Source organism: Enterococcus sp. DIV1089c (assembly GCF_050530965.1).
Classification (GTDB): Bacteria; Bacillota; Bacilli; order Lactobacillales; family Enterococcaceae; genus Enterococcus_B; species Enterococcus_B hirae.
The window spans coordinates 2,420,053-2,437,818 of record NZ_CP172888.1 but is presented as its reverse complement, the minus strand read 5'-3'; the positions used below and the strand labels follow the sequence as shown (position 1 = coordinate 2,437,818).

Below are 17,766 nucleotides of genomic sequence, written 5' to 3'. Positions count from 1 at the left end.
GCTTTAGAGTTATGTTGTTTTGAATGAATGAAGATGCCTACTTTATCATGAAAAGTAGGCTCTTTTTTTACTTATATATAGGAAAGTGTCTTCAGTTGTTGAATCTGCTAAGTTTTGATCATTGAAAGGGGGAATCGTGCCTTTTAAAAATGAATGGGTATGTTTACGGAACAGGACACAATTGTTCAGTCTTATCAACATTGAAACGAATTCATTATCTCAAAGAAAAGATGAGTTGCTAATTTCGTGCTTTTTCTCTATCATCAAACAGTAGGCATTTGTTCGTGAACTAAAATGAATGTGAGAGGGGACAGTGAGATGTTTGATACAAATTTGATAACTTATTTGGACTGGTTGATCGCAATTTTAAATATTGCTTCAATCATTATTTTGCTAGTAGGGATTTTTTTAGTCTTAAAAAATCTTTTTGACTGGCACCCACTGAAAAAAGACTACGAACAGCGTAATTTCCGAAATGCGGAAGTACGCAAATTATTGGCTAGTTATATTTTGCTGAGTCTAGAGGTGCTAGTGGTAGCAGATATCATTGAATCAGTTATCAAACCAACTTGGACAGATATTTTAAAATTAGCAGTGATCATCATTATTCGAACGATTATTTCCTATTTCTTGAATTTAGAAACACAAGATAAAAAGCAAGTAAAGGTAGGAACACATAATGGAAATTAATTTGATCGAGAAACTTGCCCCTTATTTGGAACTATTAGTCATCGTATTAGACGTTTTTGCTATTTTAATCATTCTCTGGGGTGCCTGGTTAGCTATCAAAGATTTTCTCTACTTTTCTTTTACGGAACGAAGAATCAAAGCAGAGCGGATTAACCAAAACAATGCAATCAAAAAAATGTTAGGTGGCTATATCTTGTTGAGTTTAGAAGTCCTGATCTCAGCTGGTATCATTGAGTCCATTATCAAACCAACCTTGGAAGATGTCTTCCAGTTAGCTGCTTTGGTTGTGATCCGAACGATCATTTCGTTCTTTTTAAATAAAGAAATCGGCTCGGATGCACGACAATAAGTTATAAGTATCACTCAACTCGTTTATTATGGTGCGCCAACGTAGAAACATTTGCAATATAGAAAAAATCTCAAAACGACTTTCCAGGTTTTGAGATTTTTTGTTTTGCTTTTTAATTGCCTAACATCGGCCAGTTTATAGAACGAACGTTATTGAACAGTTGTGCTAACAACTTGGTTTCTTCACTGGAAGATGGCTTTCAGTGAAGCATACGTCGTTTTTTTCCAGCACGGCTTATCGAACTGCTTGAACTGCCCATACAATCGATTTTTCAATTGTGTCTACGGAAACGGGAACAATTGTCGGAAACTGTTCTGCTTCTGGCGTATAGAGAGTTTTTTCACATAAAATCCGAGTGTTTTCTTGTTGTGCAGCACTTTTTATCGCTTCGTCTAAGTGCTGATAAACAACGGGATCGACTTCCATATCGAAAGTAGTGACGGACTCTAAGGCTTCTCGGTAAATCAGATATTTTACGTCTGAGTTGGTAACGATACGGACGTGGAGTTTTGTTTTATTAATGCGTAAAATGCCACTTAATTCAATAACGAAAGCGTCCAAACAATTGATTTTAAGTCGTAATCTATAAGGTAATTGGGCTAACCATTGGTTGAATAAAGGCTGTATTTCGGCTAATAAGGATTGCTGTTCTGGGGACAGAAGATAAAATTTTTCAGGTACAAAGAGTTGATAATTATCCCATGCGGTGCGCATCAAACGAATTAAAGCGCGTTCGAATGCTCGGTTACCGATGAATTTTCGATTGAAATAGCTTTCAAACTGGGTAATCAGTTGCTTGATTGATTGGCTATCTTCAATGAAAACTTGATGGAGGTGACAGAAGTCTTCTTCGATTGCTTGGTAAGAATTGAAGCCATAATCACTGAGATTAAATAAGATCAAAGCAAAGTATACTTCATTTTCTTGATAATAATGTTTTAGTTTAGTTGTATGCCATGCATCCATCACATATTGATAAATGGGGCGTTTTTGAAGTTCGGCTATAAAATCTTGTTCAATCGATAAGGGATGCCTTTTTTGAGACAAATAGCTGATCAACAATCCAATACGTAAGATCTCACGGTTGTCTTTATCGTAGATACGCCTACTATTAAAGGTTACCGATTCGATAAATTCATCTATTGCCAGGAAGTAGTCTGCTGGAAGTGTTGGGATCTTCAAGGTGCCCGTTCGATAAGTCACATTCAATAATAATAAACGACGTTCGATCTCCGTAAATCGTGGAGAGTGGTGTTGGATTTGAATGTCACAATCTTCAAAGTAAGCAAGTACTTGTTTTTTTAATGAATACGCTTTGCTAACAGAAATATACTCGATTTCAGTCAGTTGGAGATAATTAGGTTCATTTTCAAGATATAACTGACAAGTTTTAAGAAATAAAGAAGGGCGTGCTAATTTTTGTATCAGGCGAAAACGAGGGATCGTAGGATCAAAATACAAGGAACAAGTATCTTTTTCTCGGTGGCTATAGATGATCTCATCCTTGAGTTCAGTTCGAATCGCTTTGATGTCATTGAGTAACGTTGTTTTGCAGACTTGTAATAAATGGGATAGTTCGTCTAAATCGATTTCTTTTTTGTGATAGAATTGACCGCAAAGAAATAACTGGCGTAAAATATTTTTTTCCAAATAGTCTTCAAACATTAAAACTCCTCCGCTTTGTAGATGGTTGAACAATGTACCATTCATTATGCCATGATTTAAAGTTTAAAACACCTTTATTTTTTTCATATGAATGAAAAAGCTTGTTTTGACAAGCTTTTTTTGTTATAAAACGATGTTTTATAAAAATATAAAGAGAAAAAATTCTTGTGAAAAAAATACAAAAAAAGTAAAAAATGGATGAGTAAACGGATAAATAAAATAATTATTTTTTTAATATACGTATTTATTTTTAAACACACTTAAGAAACAACAGTTTTTTATCTCATGTTTTTATAAAATATTCGTTATTATGAGTAGAAAATTCTGAAAAATCAGACTTTCTTTATTTTTTTCTAAAAAAAGGGGTTATTTTACAATGTTATAAAAAAAATTATCTCATTTTTTGTTCTATAGTCAGTAGTGTGATACAGATGGATGGTTTCATCTGCAGTTACAAAATCGTTGGCCAACGAGAACAATATGGAGGTAATAGACATGAAAGATATGGATATCAAAGCCGTCTTTATTGGCGACAAATCAGAAAATGGCGCATTTTACAAAATGCAATTGAACAAGATGGTCGATGAACATTTAGGCTGGAGAGAGAATTATCTTCCTGGTGACATTGCAGCCATTAGTGAAGCCGACAAACAAGCACCTCGATATATCGCCACTCGTGAGCATATGGTGGAAGTCTTGGATGAAGTCAGTCAACGGATGCGTGCAGGATCGATCCCTTGGCATTCTGCTGGGCGTTATTGGGGTCAAATGAATGCTGAGACATTGATGCCTGCCTTGCTTGCTTATAACTTCGCTATGCTTTGGAATCCGAATAATGTGGCATTGGAATCTTCTATGGCAACTTCACAAATGGAGGCAGAAGTAGGGCAAGATTTTGCTGATTTATTCAATATGACCGGTGGCTGGGGCCATATTACAGCAGATGGCTCGATCGCAAACCTTGAAGGTCTTTGGTATGCACGTTGTATCAAATCTATTCCCCTTGCAGTGAAGGAAGTTTATCCTGAAAAAGTCAAAGATAAAACAGATTGGGAACTATTGAATCTTTCTGTCGAAGAAATCTTAGAAATGGTTGGAACCTTCAGTGATGAAGAATTAGATGCTGTCAAAGCAGCTTCATCTCGTAGTGGGAAACACCTCCAAGAACTTGGCAAATGGTTAGTGCCACAAACGAAGCATTATTCATGGATGAAAGCTTTAGACATTTGCGGGATTGGGTTAGATCAAATGATCGCTATCCCAGTTCAAGAAGATTATCGTATGGATGTTGCTATTTTAGAAAAAACGATCCGTGAATTAGCCGCACAAAAGATTCCAGTCCTAGGTGTGGTAGCGGTCGTTGGGACTACGGAAGAAGGCCAAGTGGATAGTGTAGATAAAATCGTCGAATTGCGAGAAAAATTATACAAAGAAGGAATTTATTTCTATCTTCACGTTGACGCAGCTTATGGCGGATATGCACGTGCATTGTTCTTAAATGAAGCAGGCGAGTTTGTACCTTATGAATCTCTGCCAGACTTTTTTGAAGAACATCATGTATTTAATTACGATGTTTCCATTGATCAAAGTGTTTACGATGGGTTCAAAGCAATCTCTGAGGCAGATTCGGTCACGATCGATCCGCATAAAATGGGCTATGTTCCTTATGCTGCTGGAGGTATCGTAATCAAACACAAAGAAATGCGTAACATTATTTCCTATTTTGCTCCTTATGTTTTTGAAAAATCAGTAAAAGCACCGGACATGTTAGGCGCCTATATTTTAGAAGGATCAAAAGCCGGGGCAACGGCTGCTGCTGTTTGGACTGCTCATCGTGTATTGCCATTGAACATTACTGGTTATGGTCAATTGATTGGTGCCTCGATTGAAGCAGCTCAACGATTCCGAGCATTTTTAGAACAATTGAGCTTTACCATCAAAGGGAAAACGATTGAAGTTTATCCTTTGAATCATCCAGATTTTAATATGGTCAATTGGGTATTTAAAGTCAAAGGATGCACGGATTTAAAAACGATCAATGAATTGAATGAAAAAATGTTCAATCGTTCTTCTTATATGGAAGGGGATGTTTATAGTGAACATTTCATTACTTCACATACGACTTTTATGAAAGAAGAATATGGAGATTCCCCACTTCCTTTCATTGAACGGATAGGTCTTTCGAAAGAAGAATGGCAAAAAGAACAAAAAGTGACATTGCTAAGAGCGGCAATTATGACACCATATCTTAATGATAACAAGATTTTCGAGTTCTATACGCAAGGCATTACCAAAGCCATGGAAAAAACACTCAATGAAATCTTATAACAATAAAAATTAACCGATAAACTGTCTAGTGAAGAACGGTGTTACAGGAAGCTATGATCAAAGAAGATAGATGATGCACGTTGAATTGTTGTATTCAGAGTAGAAAGAGTGGATGTTCAATCGCTTTTCCGATTCAAGATATCAAGATTATGTCAAACTCAGATAGTTGAAGACTAGTGAGTAATCGGATAAACGCAAGCAGTTCTTTTTTAAAATGAAATACTGCCATTAATTTTTTTCGTTCATAGCTTTTCCCCACTGTAACGTTCAAATTAGATAGTTTATTCTGTGTTGATGGAAAGAAGGAAAATAACAATGACAGATTCGAAAACTTCACAAATCACTACACTGACATTCATCGGTATGACTTGTGCCTTAGTTGCTAGTGTTCGGAACATTCCTGATGTTGCAGCCACGGGGTGGACGATGCTTTTCTATATGCTTGTAGCGGTATTATTTTATGCTTTTCCTATTTCGTTGATCTCAGGTGAATTTGCTGGGATGTTTCCCCAAAAAGGTGGACCAGAACTCTGGGTCTCAAATTCTTTAGGACGAAAATGGGGCTTTGTTGTCTCATGGCTTTTATGGGTCCAAATGTTTCCAGGGATGGTGATGGTCGCTTCAGCGCTAGCACCTTTATTGGGTAATATGATTGATAACGTTCCTTTAGGGTTGAACAGTAAATTTACTTTGATCGTTATTCTAGTCGTGTATTGGATCATTACATTATTAAATTTGAAATTTGATATGGCTAAAATTGGTGGGAAGATCGGTGTTTGGTTAGGTCTATATATTCCATTAGCAATTATGCTTCTTTTAGGTATTTTTTCATGGATCAAAGTCGGTATCCAACCACATGCAACATTAGGTCATTTTTCTTGGGCTAAATTGATCCCTGATGCAGAAACAGCGAAATCATTCGTTTACTTTGCACCAATCATGTTTATCTTTACGGGGATCGAGATGTCTTCTGTCTACATCACCCGTTTGAAAAATCCTGTAAAAACTTATACTAAAGGGATCTTTGCTGCATTGATTTTTCTCTTCTTTGTGAATACGTTGAATGCGTTAGTCGTAGCAAATGTGGTACCTAAAGGCCAAATGGAGTTGAATAATATTGCGCAATCCATTTCAATCTATTGTCAGATTCTAGGATTACCACATATCATCGTTAATATTTTCAGTCTATTAGTCTTTGTAGGTGTAGCTGTCCAATTATCTGCATGGGCTTCAGGACCAGCAAAAACAGTCACTGCAAGTGCGAGAAAAGGAGCATATCCACCAAAATTTAATTTTTGGAAAACGAACCAATTTGATGTGTCAAAATCAGTGATCTTAACACAGTCAACGATTATTTCGATCTTTGCTTTGTTTTATTTGTTGATACCAGGTGTCAATCAGGCATTTCTGATGTTAGTGAACTCCACGACAGTGATTTATTGTATTGTATATGTCATTATGGGGATTGCTATTTTGAAATTAAGAAAAGCCAAACCTGAACTTGCCCGACCATTTAGAATCGGTAAAAAAGGTGGCAAGGGTGATTTAGGTGCATGGATCGTTGTACTTGTTCTTTTTGCAGCAATTGGCTGTTCGGTAGGTTTGACGATGCAAGCTGGAACGTTGATCAACTTTATCGCAGTAACAGTGATTAGTTTGATCTTATTCATTGCCCCATTATGTATTGATAAAATCAGAAAACCATCATGGGAACAAGAAGTCCAACAAAAATTGAATCAAGAATAAAGAAAAGGTGAGTAAGATGGAAAGAACCACAATGAAGAAAACTTTGACGAACCGGAATATCCAGATGATTGCGCTAGGAGGTGCGATCGGGACTGGACTATTCTTAGGTTCTGCCAAAGCAATCAAGTTGGCGGGACCTGCTGTCTTGCTTACTTATTTTGTTTGCGGCCTCGCTATTTATGGGTTGATGTATGCGATGGGTGAGCTCTTTTTATCCAATAGTGAGTTTCAATCGATCGGCGATTTCATCCAATACTATTTAGGCGAACGATGGGCATTTTTAGTCAACTGGACGTATTGGTTATGTTGGATGGGTGCTGGATTGACCGAATTGACAGCGATTGGTTTATATATCCGCTTTTGGTTACCAGCACTCTCTCCCTTAATCAGTGGGATCTTCGCACTTATTGCCTTAGTGATCATTAACGTAGTTGCGGTTCGTTGGTTTGGTGAGTTGGAATCCTTGTTTTCAACTATCAAGATTTTTGGGATTTTATTATTTATTCTTTTAGGGATTGGCGTTTGCTTTTTGTACTTCAAGTCACCAAGAATTGGTGTCAGAGAAAATTTTGATCAGCTCCAAACCATTTTTCCATTTGGACTAACCGGCTTAGTTGCTGCTTTTCCAATGGTTTTATTTAGTTTTGCCGGAGTTGAAATGATCGGCTTAACGGTGGGCGAAACAGCAGATCCACAGAAAAACCTTAAAAAAGCGATCCAATGCTTACCCGCACGTATCCTCTTTTTCTATATTGGAACGATCGTGGCGATTTTGTTAGTCGTTCCTTGGCAAACTTTAGATTTAAAAGAAAGTCCGTTGGTCACGATGTTACAGTTCATTCATTGTAGCAAAGGGGCAGGAGTCATCAACTTGATCATCTTGGTTGCTTCACTTTCTTCCACGAATAGTGCCATTTATAGTACGAGTCGTATCTTATATAATACGGCAAAAGAAAAAAATCTTTCAAAATGGTTTCTAACATTATCTTCTCGAGGTGTGCCCTTGCACGGTATCTTATTTACTGGAGGCATGTTTTTATTAGGACTTTGTTTACACTTTTTTGTATCAGATAGTCGGATTTTATTTCAATTACTTGCAGGCATGACCACGATTTCGTTCTTATTTGTCTGGTCAGCTATTTTATTTGCCCATCTAAAATTAACGAAAAGTCAGTTGAAAAAATGGAAAGATCGACTCATTCTATGTTTTTTTGGTTTGGTAGGAATCAGTTTGTTTTTTGAACCAACTACTCGTGTGATTCCCGTAGTTTCCGTTGTTTGGTTTGGTGCCTTGAACTTGATCTATCAACGGATTCGTCAGACCTCTCCAAAATGATTCGATATTTTTCCCCTATTTTTTTCAGGGTCCTCTGAAATAATTGACGTTAAATCAAGTCTCTCCTACCTATAATAAAAGTATCACAACCGAAAGAGGAGGGATTGCGATGGTCTGGTATAAAGAAACAGCCCAAGAAGTGATGAAGACACTCAAAACGACTCCAGATGGGCTAAACCAAGATGAGCGTATCAGTCGTTTAAAAGAAAACGGCTATAATCATATAGAAGTAAAAAAGAAAGTTAGTCCATTACGAAAGTTTTTGAAGCATTTGACAGAATTATTGATGATTATCTTATTGGTTGCTTCTTTGTTAAAATTTTTTACAGGAGAAGTGATTGAAGGAAGTATTATTCTGGCAGTCGTTCTCGTTAATAGTTTTGTTGGTTATTGGCAAGAGCGAAAGGCTGAGGAAGCGTTAAACGGCTTAGAAAAACTTTTAGGACAGAACGCGGTGATTTTCACAGAAGGGATCAAAGAATTGGTTCCAGCTAAAGAATTAGTGCCAGGTGATTTGTTAGCGTTGAAAGCAGGCGATGTTGTACCTGCAGACGTTCGCTTGATTGAGGTCCATGACTTCATGGTAGAAGAAGCCGCATTGACGGGGGAGTCGGAAGCAGTTGAAAAGACTAGCGAACGATTGACGACAACCGTCTCAACCGGTGATCAGAAGAATCTAGCATTTTCTGGTACCTTAGTTCAAACAGGGACTGCGATTGGTGTGGTTATCGAAACGGGAGATACCACTGAAATCGGGAAAATCAATCAGGCACTACAATCAGTCCAACAACAAACTACACCACTCGTTAAAAAGATCAACCAACTAAACAAGCAGATCTTTCGTGGGATTCTTTTCCTTAGCTTGTTCTTACTCTTTTTCACGACATTTAGATATGGCTTGGAAATGAACTTCTTATTTTCAACGATTATTGCTTTGATCGTTTCGATGATCCCGGAAGGTTTACCAGCAGTACTCACGATGATCCTTTCTTTAGGTGTGAACGAAATGGCTAAAGAGCAAGCAATCATTAAAGGCTTGCCTTCTGTGGAAACTCTTGGCTCTATGACCGTGATTTGTTCGGATAAAACAGGAACCCTGACAAAAAACGAAATGAGTGTTGTCGAAACCGTGACGGATCAAGAAGAAACCATGTTGACAATCATGAAAAACTGCCAAGAGATCCAAACTAAAGCAAACCAAAACGTGGCCGAATTAACAGGAAACCCGACCGAACTTGCTTTACTACGTTACACGGCAAAAGCATCACTACCTTTGGAGCCAGTCAAAGGAAAAATCCCATTTAGTTCAAGCTATAAATACATGGCAACAATGCATGACAAACAGGAACATGCGATTGTTTATGTCAAAGGGGCACCAGAAGTATTACTAGCAAAAGCGAACTTGACACCGAAACAAGTCGGAAAATGGCAAGAGGAAGCGATGAAACTCGCTCAAAAAGGACAACGAGTCTTAGGATTTGCTTATAAGACACTTGCTCCTGATCAAGAATTAGGACATGATCAATTGAATGAACTGACCTTTGTAGGGATTGCAGGAATTATCGATCCACCAAAAGAGAGTGCGATCCGAGCAGTCAAAGAATGTCAAAATGCAGGGATCTCGGTGAAAATGATCACAGGAGACCATAAAGACACTGCGCAGGCAATTGCTGAACAAATCGGTCTAAAACACACAAAAAACGTGTTAGAAGGAATTGACATTGATCGCTTATCAGATGAAGAACTAGCGAAACAAGTGAAATCAGTAGATGTAATTGCCCGAACGACACCTGAACACAAGTTACGGATCGTGGATGCTCTTCAAAAAAATGAAGAAATCGTTGGAATGACGGGTGACGGTGTGAATGATGCGCCAGCTTTGAAGCGTGCTGATGTAGGAATCGCTATGGGAATCAAAGGGAGTGAAGTGAGCAAGCAGGCAGCGGACATGGTACTGGGTGATGATAATTTCCATACGATCGCTAAAGCGGTCAAAGAAGGGCGGAGGATTCTCGACAATCTTCAAAAAACAATCAATTTTTTCTTACCAACAGCTTTAGCCCAAGGACTGGTCATTATTTGGGCACTACTCGTTAACCAGCCGTTACCACTGACACCTGTCCAAATTTTATGGGTGAACATGGTTACTACGATCACGTTATCCTATGCTTTAGGATTTGAAAAAGCTGGTAAGGACACGATGAGTCGCTCACCGAGAGATCCAAAGCAAGGGATTCTCACCCGCTACAGTGTGTTTCGAATCTTTTATGTGTCATTGCTGATCATGATTCCTGCTTATTTACTAGCAATGAGCTTTGAAGGACAAGCGCTCCAACAAACTATGCTCTTACAAAATATCGTAGCTGCTCAAGCTGTGTATATGATCAATTGCCGCGAGTTACTTGATCCTTCATTGAATCGAAGTTTATTTGAAAACAAAGCGTTGTTCTTGTCACTCGGGATGTTGGTCCTCTTACAAGCAGGAGTGATTTACTTACCGATCGCACAACAGCTAATTGGGACAACAAGTCTTTCCCTGACAGAGCAACTACCGATCTTACTAAATATTCTATTACTTTTTGTAATCGTTGAGATCGAAAAGCGGATCAGTAAGATGATCGCCAAAAAACGAAATGCTGAGTTACCCACGTAAAAAGTACCACCACAAACAGGAAATAAAAGCTTATAAACGTACTCTTTGGCCATTACCAAATAGACATTTATAAGCTTTTGTTAGTTACTTGATCATTGATCGATGTTAAGACAGAGCATAAAAAAACTAAGTGTGAGTTACAAATACGATCGCAACGATAAGTCACTTAAACGATCCAATTCATTTTTTGTCGGGATCGTTGAAAGATAAATGACAGGCATTGGCGGTGTATCGATCGGAATATTTGAAACCAATAAATCATTTTTCTTGATAGTGATATCTGACAATTGACTCAATTCAATTGGCTCCAAGATCACTCGCTTTCCTAAATAAGCATTTAATTCTTGTTGCAAAAAAGCTTTCCATGAAGGTTCCCCTTGAAAAATAAAATAAATCGTTGCTTGATACGGCTGCACGGCTAAAAGTGTCTGTTGGATCAATAAAGAAAGTAAATAAAAGAAATAAGTCTCATTGGTGACCTTTTTGACCATGCTCGTCGATTCTTTAACTTGTTGCAACAAAGCGAATTTATGAGGATATAACTCTGGGTATTCTTGTTCATATTCTTTTAAATAATAGTGATATTGCTTGGTTGTTTGTTCGATCAATAACGGTGATTCATAGTATTTCAGGAGTAGTAAAATCAAATTTTCTGGTAAGTTTGTTTGTTCTAACTCTTTGATAGCTAAGCTTTCTGATAGACGATTTACAAATTCACGAATGTTTGTTTCTGCAGGGTGACGGTGTAAAATATCCAAGATCATAGGCGGGTAAGAGTTGTTATAGTTCCAGCTGTCAAGAAAACAGGAAAAAGCAAACGCTGCTTCTTTATCTTTAAGATAGACCCCTTCAGTTCGGTACAGTTTTTCTAATTCAGGAGCATAGAGTAAAAATAATTGATCCTGGGTATAAAACAATGAAGTCGGGATTCGACAACCAGCTTTGATCCGAATCGTGTTGATAAAAAACCAACAAATCCCGAATACCTCTTCGGTGTCAACAGCTAACTCAGCTTGTCGTAAACGTTTGAGAAATCGGAAGTAGTGTGATTCATGGATCGAGTAATCCTCGAAAAAATAGTTGTTATGGGTAAACGGCATAAGTAACCGATGATAAAATAGCCGAATGGTTTCTTCTTCACCTGAAAACGACAAACGGTGGCGGTTTTGTTCAATCTGTAATTCGTAGACGACTAATTGTTGATTCAATTTTTTGACATGACGATTCAATGTTTCATAAGACAAGCCGTTACGTGCTAAAAAGGTGGGGGTAGCGACTTCTTTAATCGTTAATAATTCTTTCAATAATTGGACACTGATCGACTGTGTCAGAAAAATTTCCCACAGTTCATTTGTCAGGAGATTCTGTTCGTTTTTTAGTTGAATCCCTGATTGGTCACTATTGATTAGCCAGCCTTTAGGTAATTGGGTTTTGATTGTTTGAAGATCAGAAAAAATCGTACGCTCTGTGGTATTGACAGCTTCGGCTAATTCGTTCACAGTTATTTGCGAGTGATTCAGTAATAGTTCCACTAAAGAGACTTGGCGTTTGATATCTTTTTCAGTAATGATTTTTTTCATTAAAGAATACATCGGATCAACCTTTCTTTGTTAAGTATGACAAGTGAGGAAGACACTCGTTTCGCCGTATCTTCATAATGAAACCTGATTATTTTAGATAGCGCTTACCATTAGTATAATGAAAAAAGGCACAATATCAAATAAAGGATGAGTTTTTTTGATTTTTTACTTCAATCAGCCTTCGTTTATTTAAAGTAGAAGTTAGCTAAAAAATTTGACTTATACTAAAATAAGTAAAAAGATAGTCATGTGAGAGGAGTGAGTAGAATGGAAACTAGACTAAACGATTATCGCCGCTTACTAGCGATTGCTCAAGCTGGATTGCTTTATGGGAAAGACGTGTTTGACAAAGAACGATATGAAGAGCTGCAAGAAATCTCATTGAAGCTGCTGAGTGAAGTGGGATTGGAAACAAAGGAAGAATGGACAAGCCTAATAGAAGGTCATGAAGGATATCCAACACCAAAAGTTGACGTACGTGCATGGATCAAACAAGACGAGAAGATTCTATTGATCGAAGATACAAAAACACAAGAATGGTCATTACCAGGAGGATTTGCAGAAGTTGGTTTGTCTCCTAAAGAAAATATACGTAAAGAAGTCAAAGAAGAAACTGGATTAGAGGTAGAAGTAGGTCAATTATTAGCGATATTTGATACGAATCTGCGCACAGACATCCCTCAAGCCTTTCAGTACTATAAAATTGTTTTTTCTTGCGCTATCTTGTCAGGTACGTTTGTGGCAAACCATGAAACTTCTAATATGAAATTCTTCCACTTAAATGATTTACCAAAACTCTCGCTGAAACGTACGACCAAAGAGCAACTATTGATTTTAGAAAAAGCTACCTTGCCTTATTGTGATTGATCAGGGAAGGTAGTTTTTTATTTTTAGTGATTTTTTTATTGCAAATGCAATAAAAAAGAGTAAAATCATACTAAAGCTAGGTAAGGGAGGGTTAAAATGGACGAAATCATTCGAGAGATTGGAGCAATTGCCCGTGCCTTGGACTCGATTAGTAACATTGAGTTTCAAGAAGTTGATTTGACAAGAGGACAATACCTGTATTTAGTACGAATCTGTGAACATCCTGGCATTATTCAAGAAAAGTTAGCTGAGATGATCAACGTTGATCGAACAACAACGGCACGTGCGGTGAAAAAATTAATAGCAAAAGACCTGATAAAAAGCATGCCAGATAAAAACAATAAAAAGATAAAAAAACTTTACCCAACGGATCGTGGAAAAAAAGTCTATCCGTTTATCCTTCGAGAGCATCATTATTCTAATCAAGTAGCTGTCAAAGGGTTATCCCAGCAAGAAGTTTTGCAATTACACACACTTTTGCAAAAAGTTCGGAAAAATGTGAGTGAAGATTGGCATTATATAAAAAAAGGAAACAAAAGAATTTATTGAAAGGACTGGAGCGGTGAAAACAATCGAAATCGTAGGGATCAAAGAAACGGAAGTAGAAAAATTACAGGCAATTAGTATCGAGACCTATCAAGCTACCTTTGGTGAACACAACAGTGAAGAATTGATGACAGCCTATTTGGATGAAGCTTATGCGCTCGATAAATTGAGACGAGAACTACAAGAGGAACAGTCAGAATTTTATTGGGCAGTACTAGATGACCGGATTGCTGGCTATCTAAAATTAAATATAGGGCAAGCACAAACAGAAGCAATGGGAGAAGGATTTTTAGAGATCGAACGTATTTATGTCCGATCGCCATTTAAATCTAAAGGGATTGGATCTAGATTGATCGAATTTGCTGTGCAAAAAACGCAAGAAAAACAAAAAGAGGCGATTTGGTTAGGGGTATGGGAACATAACTATCCTGCCTTAGCTTTTTATAAAAAACATGGATTCCAACATCATAGCCAACATATTTTTTATATGGGAGATGATGCTCAGACAGATTATCTATATGTCAAAAATTTACAGAAATAAAAGGAGCAGAAACATGGAAAAAATCATCGCAGAACAAAATTTTTGGGAAGTCTTTCCAGAAGCAACAATTGAAGTTTTGGTAGTCGAAGGTATCGATAATCATGTAGATAAAGCCAAAGAAGAACAATTCCATCAACTATTGAATGATGCAGCGAAAGAAGCAAGAGGATATTTGACAGAAGAAACATTCAGTCAAAATGAAGTCATTGCCCAATGGCGTCAAGTTTTTTCACGTTTTAAAACCAAAAAAGGAGCCCGTTCATCAATTGAAGCGTTATTAAAAAGAGCCAGCCAAGAACGTGAATTTTTCCCTATCAACCCATTAGTCGATATCTATAACAGTATTTCTCTAACATTTGGTGTGCCATGTGGAGGAGAAGATCAAGAAAAAATCAAAGGGGATCTTCATCTAGGAAAAGCTCATGGTGGTGAAAGTTTCTTACCTCTAGGAGCAGAAGCTGATGCACCAGCTTTACCAGAAGAAATCATTTATTACGATAACGAAGGAGCAATCTGTCGCAGTTTCAACTGGCGAGAAGCGCAACGGACAATGTTGACGGAAGACACGACTAAAGCCATTTTGGTTATTGAATCAGTCACAAAAGAGCAAGCATCACGTGGCGCAAAAGCAATGACAGAATTGAAAAAACGCGTGGAACAAACATTTGGCGTAGAAGGGAAAACATTTACGCTAACGAAGGAACATCCAGAAATGAACATTTGAAGTAGGAGCGAAACGTAGGAAGGAAAAGTAGCTCAACCAATAAGATCACATAGAAAAACGAGGGATTTTTCTATGTGATCTTGTTTTCTCTAACGAGTGTAGTTTTGAATGGTTTCGTTTCGCTGTTGTGCCATCAAATCTTATCAAAACAAGACAAACTGACAAAGAATTGTCACAGTCTGTCAAATCTTGTCGGATTTTTCGATTCTTAAACCGAGAATTCTTTGATTATCCGCTTTCATGATATACTTAATGAAAAGGATCAACACCATCAAAGGAGGATCAGAGATGATCGGTAAAACCAGAGTCATGCTTTATGCAGAAAATGTTGAAGTGCTTAGTCAATTTTTTGTCGAAACTCTAGGCGCAACAGTTAGTGAAACGATTGAGTTACCAGAAGAATTTCAAAGTACGATCGTGCAACTTTCACCAGAATTTGAATTAGGGATTTTTCCAAAAGTTTTTGTCCAACGATTTTCGCCAGAAGTGTTAGGTACGACTCCTTCGATCATTTTCTTTACGGATCAATTTGAGGAGATCTATCAAAAAATAGAGAATGCTGGTGAAATCATGGAGAACAATGGCGTAGAGACGTTCAACTTTTCTGATCCAGAAGGAAACTATTTTGTGATCGGTAAGTTGTAATGTTTGAAATCAGAAGAGGTCCTGGTGTTTGAAAAGGAGATGCACAGGACAAGGAATTTAAATAAATGAATAACAAATTTTTGAAGGAAAGGAGAGACTGTCATGAATCTAATCGCAAAAATGGAAGAATATTCACAGAGACGACGAGAAGAAAAAAGTGAAAAAATCCGTATGAAAAACTTGAAGACAGGGAAAAAGCCAACAAAAGGTTGGGGGAAAATGGTAGATACAGGATATGGCGGCTTGAATTCGTTGACTCATTCTAGTGAAATTAGTAAATATTTTTCGGCAGAAAGTGACATCAAGGGATTCATTGCTGAAGAACAAAAACGCATCGGAAAAGAGCAGCTAAAAAATAGCTAAAGCAAACCGATTTGGTACGCTATTTTGTTTGAAATGCTCCTTTTCTATTAAAAAAACTGTTAAATCAGTATATAACGATCAAAAAAACTTAAAGTTCGGATTTTGCTTAAAATCCGACTTTTTTGTTTACTTATGTTCTGATTTAGTATATGATTAAACACGTTGTTTTTAAATAATTCAAAATTTTGAGGGACTTTTTTATAAATGTTCGGTTTTAGGGGGATGAAAGATGAAGGGAAAACTACTATCCTACTTCGAGATTGAAAAATTAGGTACCACCGTCAGAAGAGAAATACTTGCTGGTTTTACAACATTTATCTCAATGGCATATATCTTATTTGTCAATCCAACAGTTTTGGGTGCATCAGGAATGGACGAAGGTGCGGTGTTTACGGCTACAGCATTAGCAAGTGCGATCGGCTGTATTTTAATGGGGGTCTTAGCGCGTTACCCGATTGGTACTGCCCCAGCATTAGGGATCAATGCCTTTTTTGCTTATTCCGTTTGTTTAGGAATGGGGATTCCTTGGGAAACAGCTTTAGCAGGCGTGTTCGTTGCTTCTTTGATTTTTATTTTAATCACGATTTTCAAATTACGTGAAATGATCATTGATGCAATTCCAGCTGATTTAAAATATGCGATCTCAGGTGGGATTGGCTTATTTATTGCTTTCCTTGGCTTAAATGAGGGAGGAGTCATCGTTTCAAATGAATCCACATTAGTGGGGTTAGGATCACTAAGCGTAGGTTCAACATGGTTGACGATTTTTGGGTTAGTTGTGACAGCGATCTTATTGATAAGACGTGTTCCAGGAGGTATTTTTATTGGGATGGTAGCTAGCACAATTCTTGGATTAGTGACTGGACTTATTCCTATGCCTTCTCAATTAGTTTCAGCTGCACCAAGTTTAAAGCCAACATTCTTAGTTGCATTGAAACATATCGGAGACATCAACTCACTACAAATGTGGGTAGTCGTATTAACCTTTTTATTAGTTACGTTCTTTGATACAGCAGGAACGTTAGTTGGTTTAGCTAATCAAGCTGGTTTTATGAAAGATAACAAAATGCCTCGTGTCGGGAAAGCTTTAGCTTCTGATTCAACTGCTATGCTTGCAGGTTCTTTATTAGGAACTTCACCAGTTGGAGCTTTCGTTGAATCTTCTGCCGGAATCGCTGTTGGCGGACGTTCTGGAATCACTGCAGTGACGACCGGGATCTTATTCCTATTCGGATTATTCTTTTCACCGTTGCTATCAGTAGTGACTTCACAAGTAACAGCACCAGCACTGATCATTGTCGGTGTATTGATGGCACAATCATTGCGTCAAATCGAATGGGGTAAGTTAGAGATCGCCATTCCTGCTTTCTTGATCTTGATCGGCATGCCTTTAACCTACAGTATTTCTGATGGGATCGCATTAGGATTTATCTTCTATCCAATTACTATGATCGCAGCAAAACGTGGAAAAGAAGTATCACCGATCATGTATCTGTTATTCTTTGTCTTTATTGGCTTCATGTGGATACTGAACGTTAGTTAAATTGATTTAGTTGACCACTCTTTTGATGGGTGACAAGTAAAAAAGAATCTTGGCAAATGGAAGACTCGCTACTGTTAGCGAGAAAACAAATGCCAGGGTTCTTTTTTTGGAAAAAATTGTTATCGGTAACAACTAAAAGTAAAAGACGATAGCATCAAGGTTTAGGCGCGGTGAAAGAAATAAGGAGAAT

15 protein-coding genes are annotated in these 17,766 nt (G+C 37.6%); 13 read left to right on the top strand and 2 right to left on the bottom strand.

Annotated features, from left to right (window positions below; all coding sequences use genetic code 11):
• Positions 1–318: 318 nt before the first annotated feature.
• Positions 319–690 (top strand): DUF1622 domain-containing protein, encoded by a 372-nt coding sequence (locus IGL30_RS11475; RefSeq protein WP_010720990.1) that lies wholly within the window; start codon positions 319–321, stop codon positions 688–690.
• A complete protein-coding gene (locus IGL30_RS11470) occupies positions 680–1,039 on the top strand; it encodes a DUF1622 domain-containing protein (RefSeq protein WP_010720989.1) in 360 nt (119 codons plus the stop codon). The genes IGL30_RS11475 and IGL30_RS11470 overlap by 11 nt, the downstream gene beginning before the upstream one ends.
• 234 nt (positions 1,040–1,273) lie before the next feature.
• On the opposite strand, the gene IGL30_RS11465 is transcribed toward IGL30_RS11470, so the two are convergent.
• Complete coding sequence (locus IGL30_RS11465) at positions 1,274–2,704, bottom strand: helix-turn-helix domain-containing protein (protein WP_088774971.1); 1,431 nt, start codon at positions 2,702–2,704, stop codon at positions 1,274–1,276.
• A 495-nt stretch (positions 2,705–3,199) separates the two neighbouring features.
• Here IGL30_RS11465 and tdc point away from each other — a divergent pair, with 495 nt between their 5' ends.
• The 4 genes from tdc (at position 3,200) to IGL30_RS11445 (ending at position 10,767) form a co-directional block, all read left to right on the top strand.
• Positions 3,200–5,032 (top strand): tyrosine decarboxylase, encoded by a 1,833-nt coding sequence (gene tdc / locus IGL30_RS11460; RefSeq protein ID WP_123874953.1) that lies wholly within the window; start codon positions 3,200–3,202, stop codon positions 5,030–5,032.
• A 315-nt stretch (positions 5,033–5,347) separates the two neighbouring features.
• Positions 5,348–6,778, top strand: coding sequence for an amino acid permease (locus IGL30_RS11455; protein WP_010720986.1), 1,431 nt, complete (start codon positions 5,348–5,350; stop codon positions 6,776–6,778).
• Between the two features lie 16 nt (positions 6,779–6,794).
• On the top strand, positions 6,795–8,114 hold the full coding sequence (locus IGL30_RS11450; protein ID WP_088774969.1) for an amino acid permease: 1,320 nt from the start codon (positions 6,795–6,797) through the stop codon (positions 8,112–8,114).
• A 109-nt stretch (positions 8,115–8,223) separates the two neighbouring features.
• Complete coding sequence (locus IGL30_RS11445) at positions 8,224–10,767, top strand: HAD-IC family P-type ATPase (protein WP_123874954.1); 2,544 nt, start codon at positions 8,224–8,226, stop codon at positions 10,765–10,767.
• A 137-nt stretch (positions 10,768–10,904) separates the two neighbouring features.
• Here the strand turns inward: IGL30_RS11445 and IGL30_RS11440 are convergent, their stop codons facing one another.
• On the bottom strand, positions 10,905–12,359 hold the full coding sequence (locus IGL30_RS11440) for a helix-turn-helix domain-containing protein (RefSeq protein WP_123874955.1): 1,455 nt from the start codon (positions 12,357–12,359) through the stop codon (positions 10,905–10,907).
• Positions 12,360–12,614: 255 nt separating this feature from the next.
• Here IGL30_RS11440 and IGL30_RS11435 point away from each other — a divergent pair, with 255 nt between their 5' ends.
• From IGL30_RS11435 to IGL30_RS11405, 7 genes are all read left to right on the top strand, one after another.
• Positions 12,615–13,214, top strand: coding sequence for an NUDIX hydrolase (locus tag IGL30_RS11435; RefSeq protein WP_088745581.1), 600 nt, complete (start codon positions 12,615–12,617; stop codon positions 13,212–13,214).
• Positions 13,215–13,310: 96 nt separating this feature from the next.
• Positions 13,311–13,763, top strand: a complete 453-nt coding sequence (locus IGL30_RS11430; RefSeq protein WP_053766210.1) for a MarR family winged helix-turn-helix transcriptional regulator — start codon at positions 13,311–13,313, stop codon at positions 13,761–13,763.
• A 13-nt stretch (positions 13,764–13,776) separates the two neighbouring features.
• A complete protein-coding gene (locus IGL30_RS11425; RefSeq protein ID WP_088745582.1) occupies positions 13,777–14,301 on the top strand; it encodes a GNAT family N-acetyltransferase in 525 nt (174 codons plus the stop codon).
• A gap of 13 nt (positions 14,302–14,314) precedes the next feature.
• A complete protein-coding gene (locus tag IGL30_RS11420) occupies positions 14,315–15,025 on the top strand; it encodes a B3/B4 domain-containing protein (RefSeq protein ID WP_123874956.1) in 711 nt (236 codons plus the stop codon).
• Positions 15,026–15,313: 288 nt separating this feature from the next.
• On the top strand, positions 15,314–15,670 hold the full coding sequence (locus IGL30_RS11415; protein ID WP_010720978.1) for a VOC family protein: 357 nt from the start codon (positions 15,314–15,316) through the stop codon (positions 15,668–15,670).
• 102 nt (positions 15,671–15,772) lie between these two features.
• A complete protein-coding gene (locus IGL30_RS11410; RefSeq protein WP_010720977.1) occupies positions 15,773–16,033 on the top strand; it encodes a hypothetical protein in 261 nt (86 codons plus the stop codon).
• Positions 16,034–16,262: 229 nt separating this feature from the next.
• Positions 16,263–17,576 carry an NCS2 family permease gene (locus IGL30_RS11405; protein WP_123874957.1) on the top strand — a complete coding sequence of 438 codons (1,314 nt, stop codon included), beginning with the start codon at positions 16,263–16,265 and terminating at the stop codon, positions 17,574–17,576.
• Positions 17,577–17,766 lie beyond the last annotated feature (190 nt).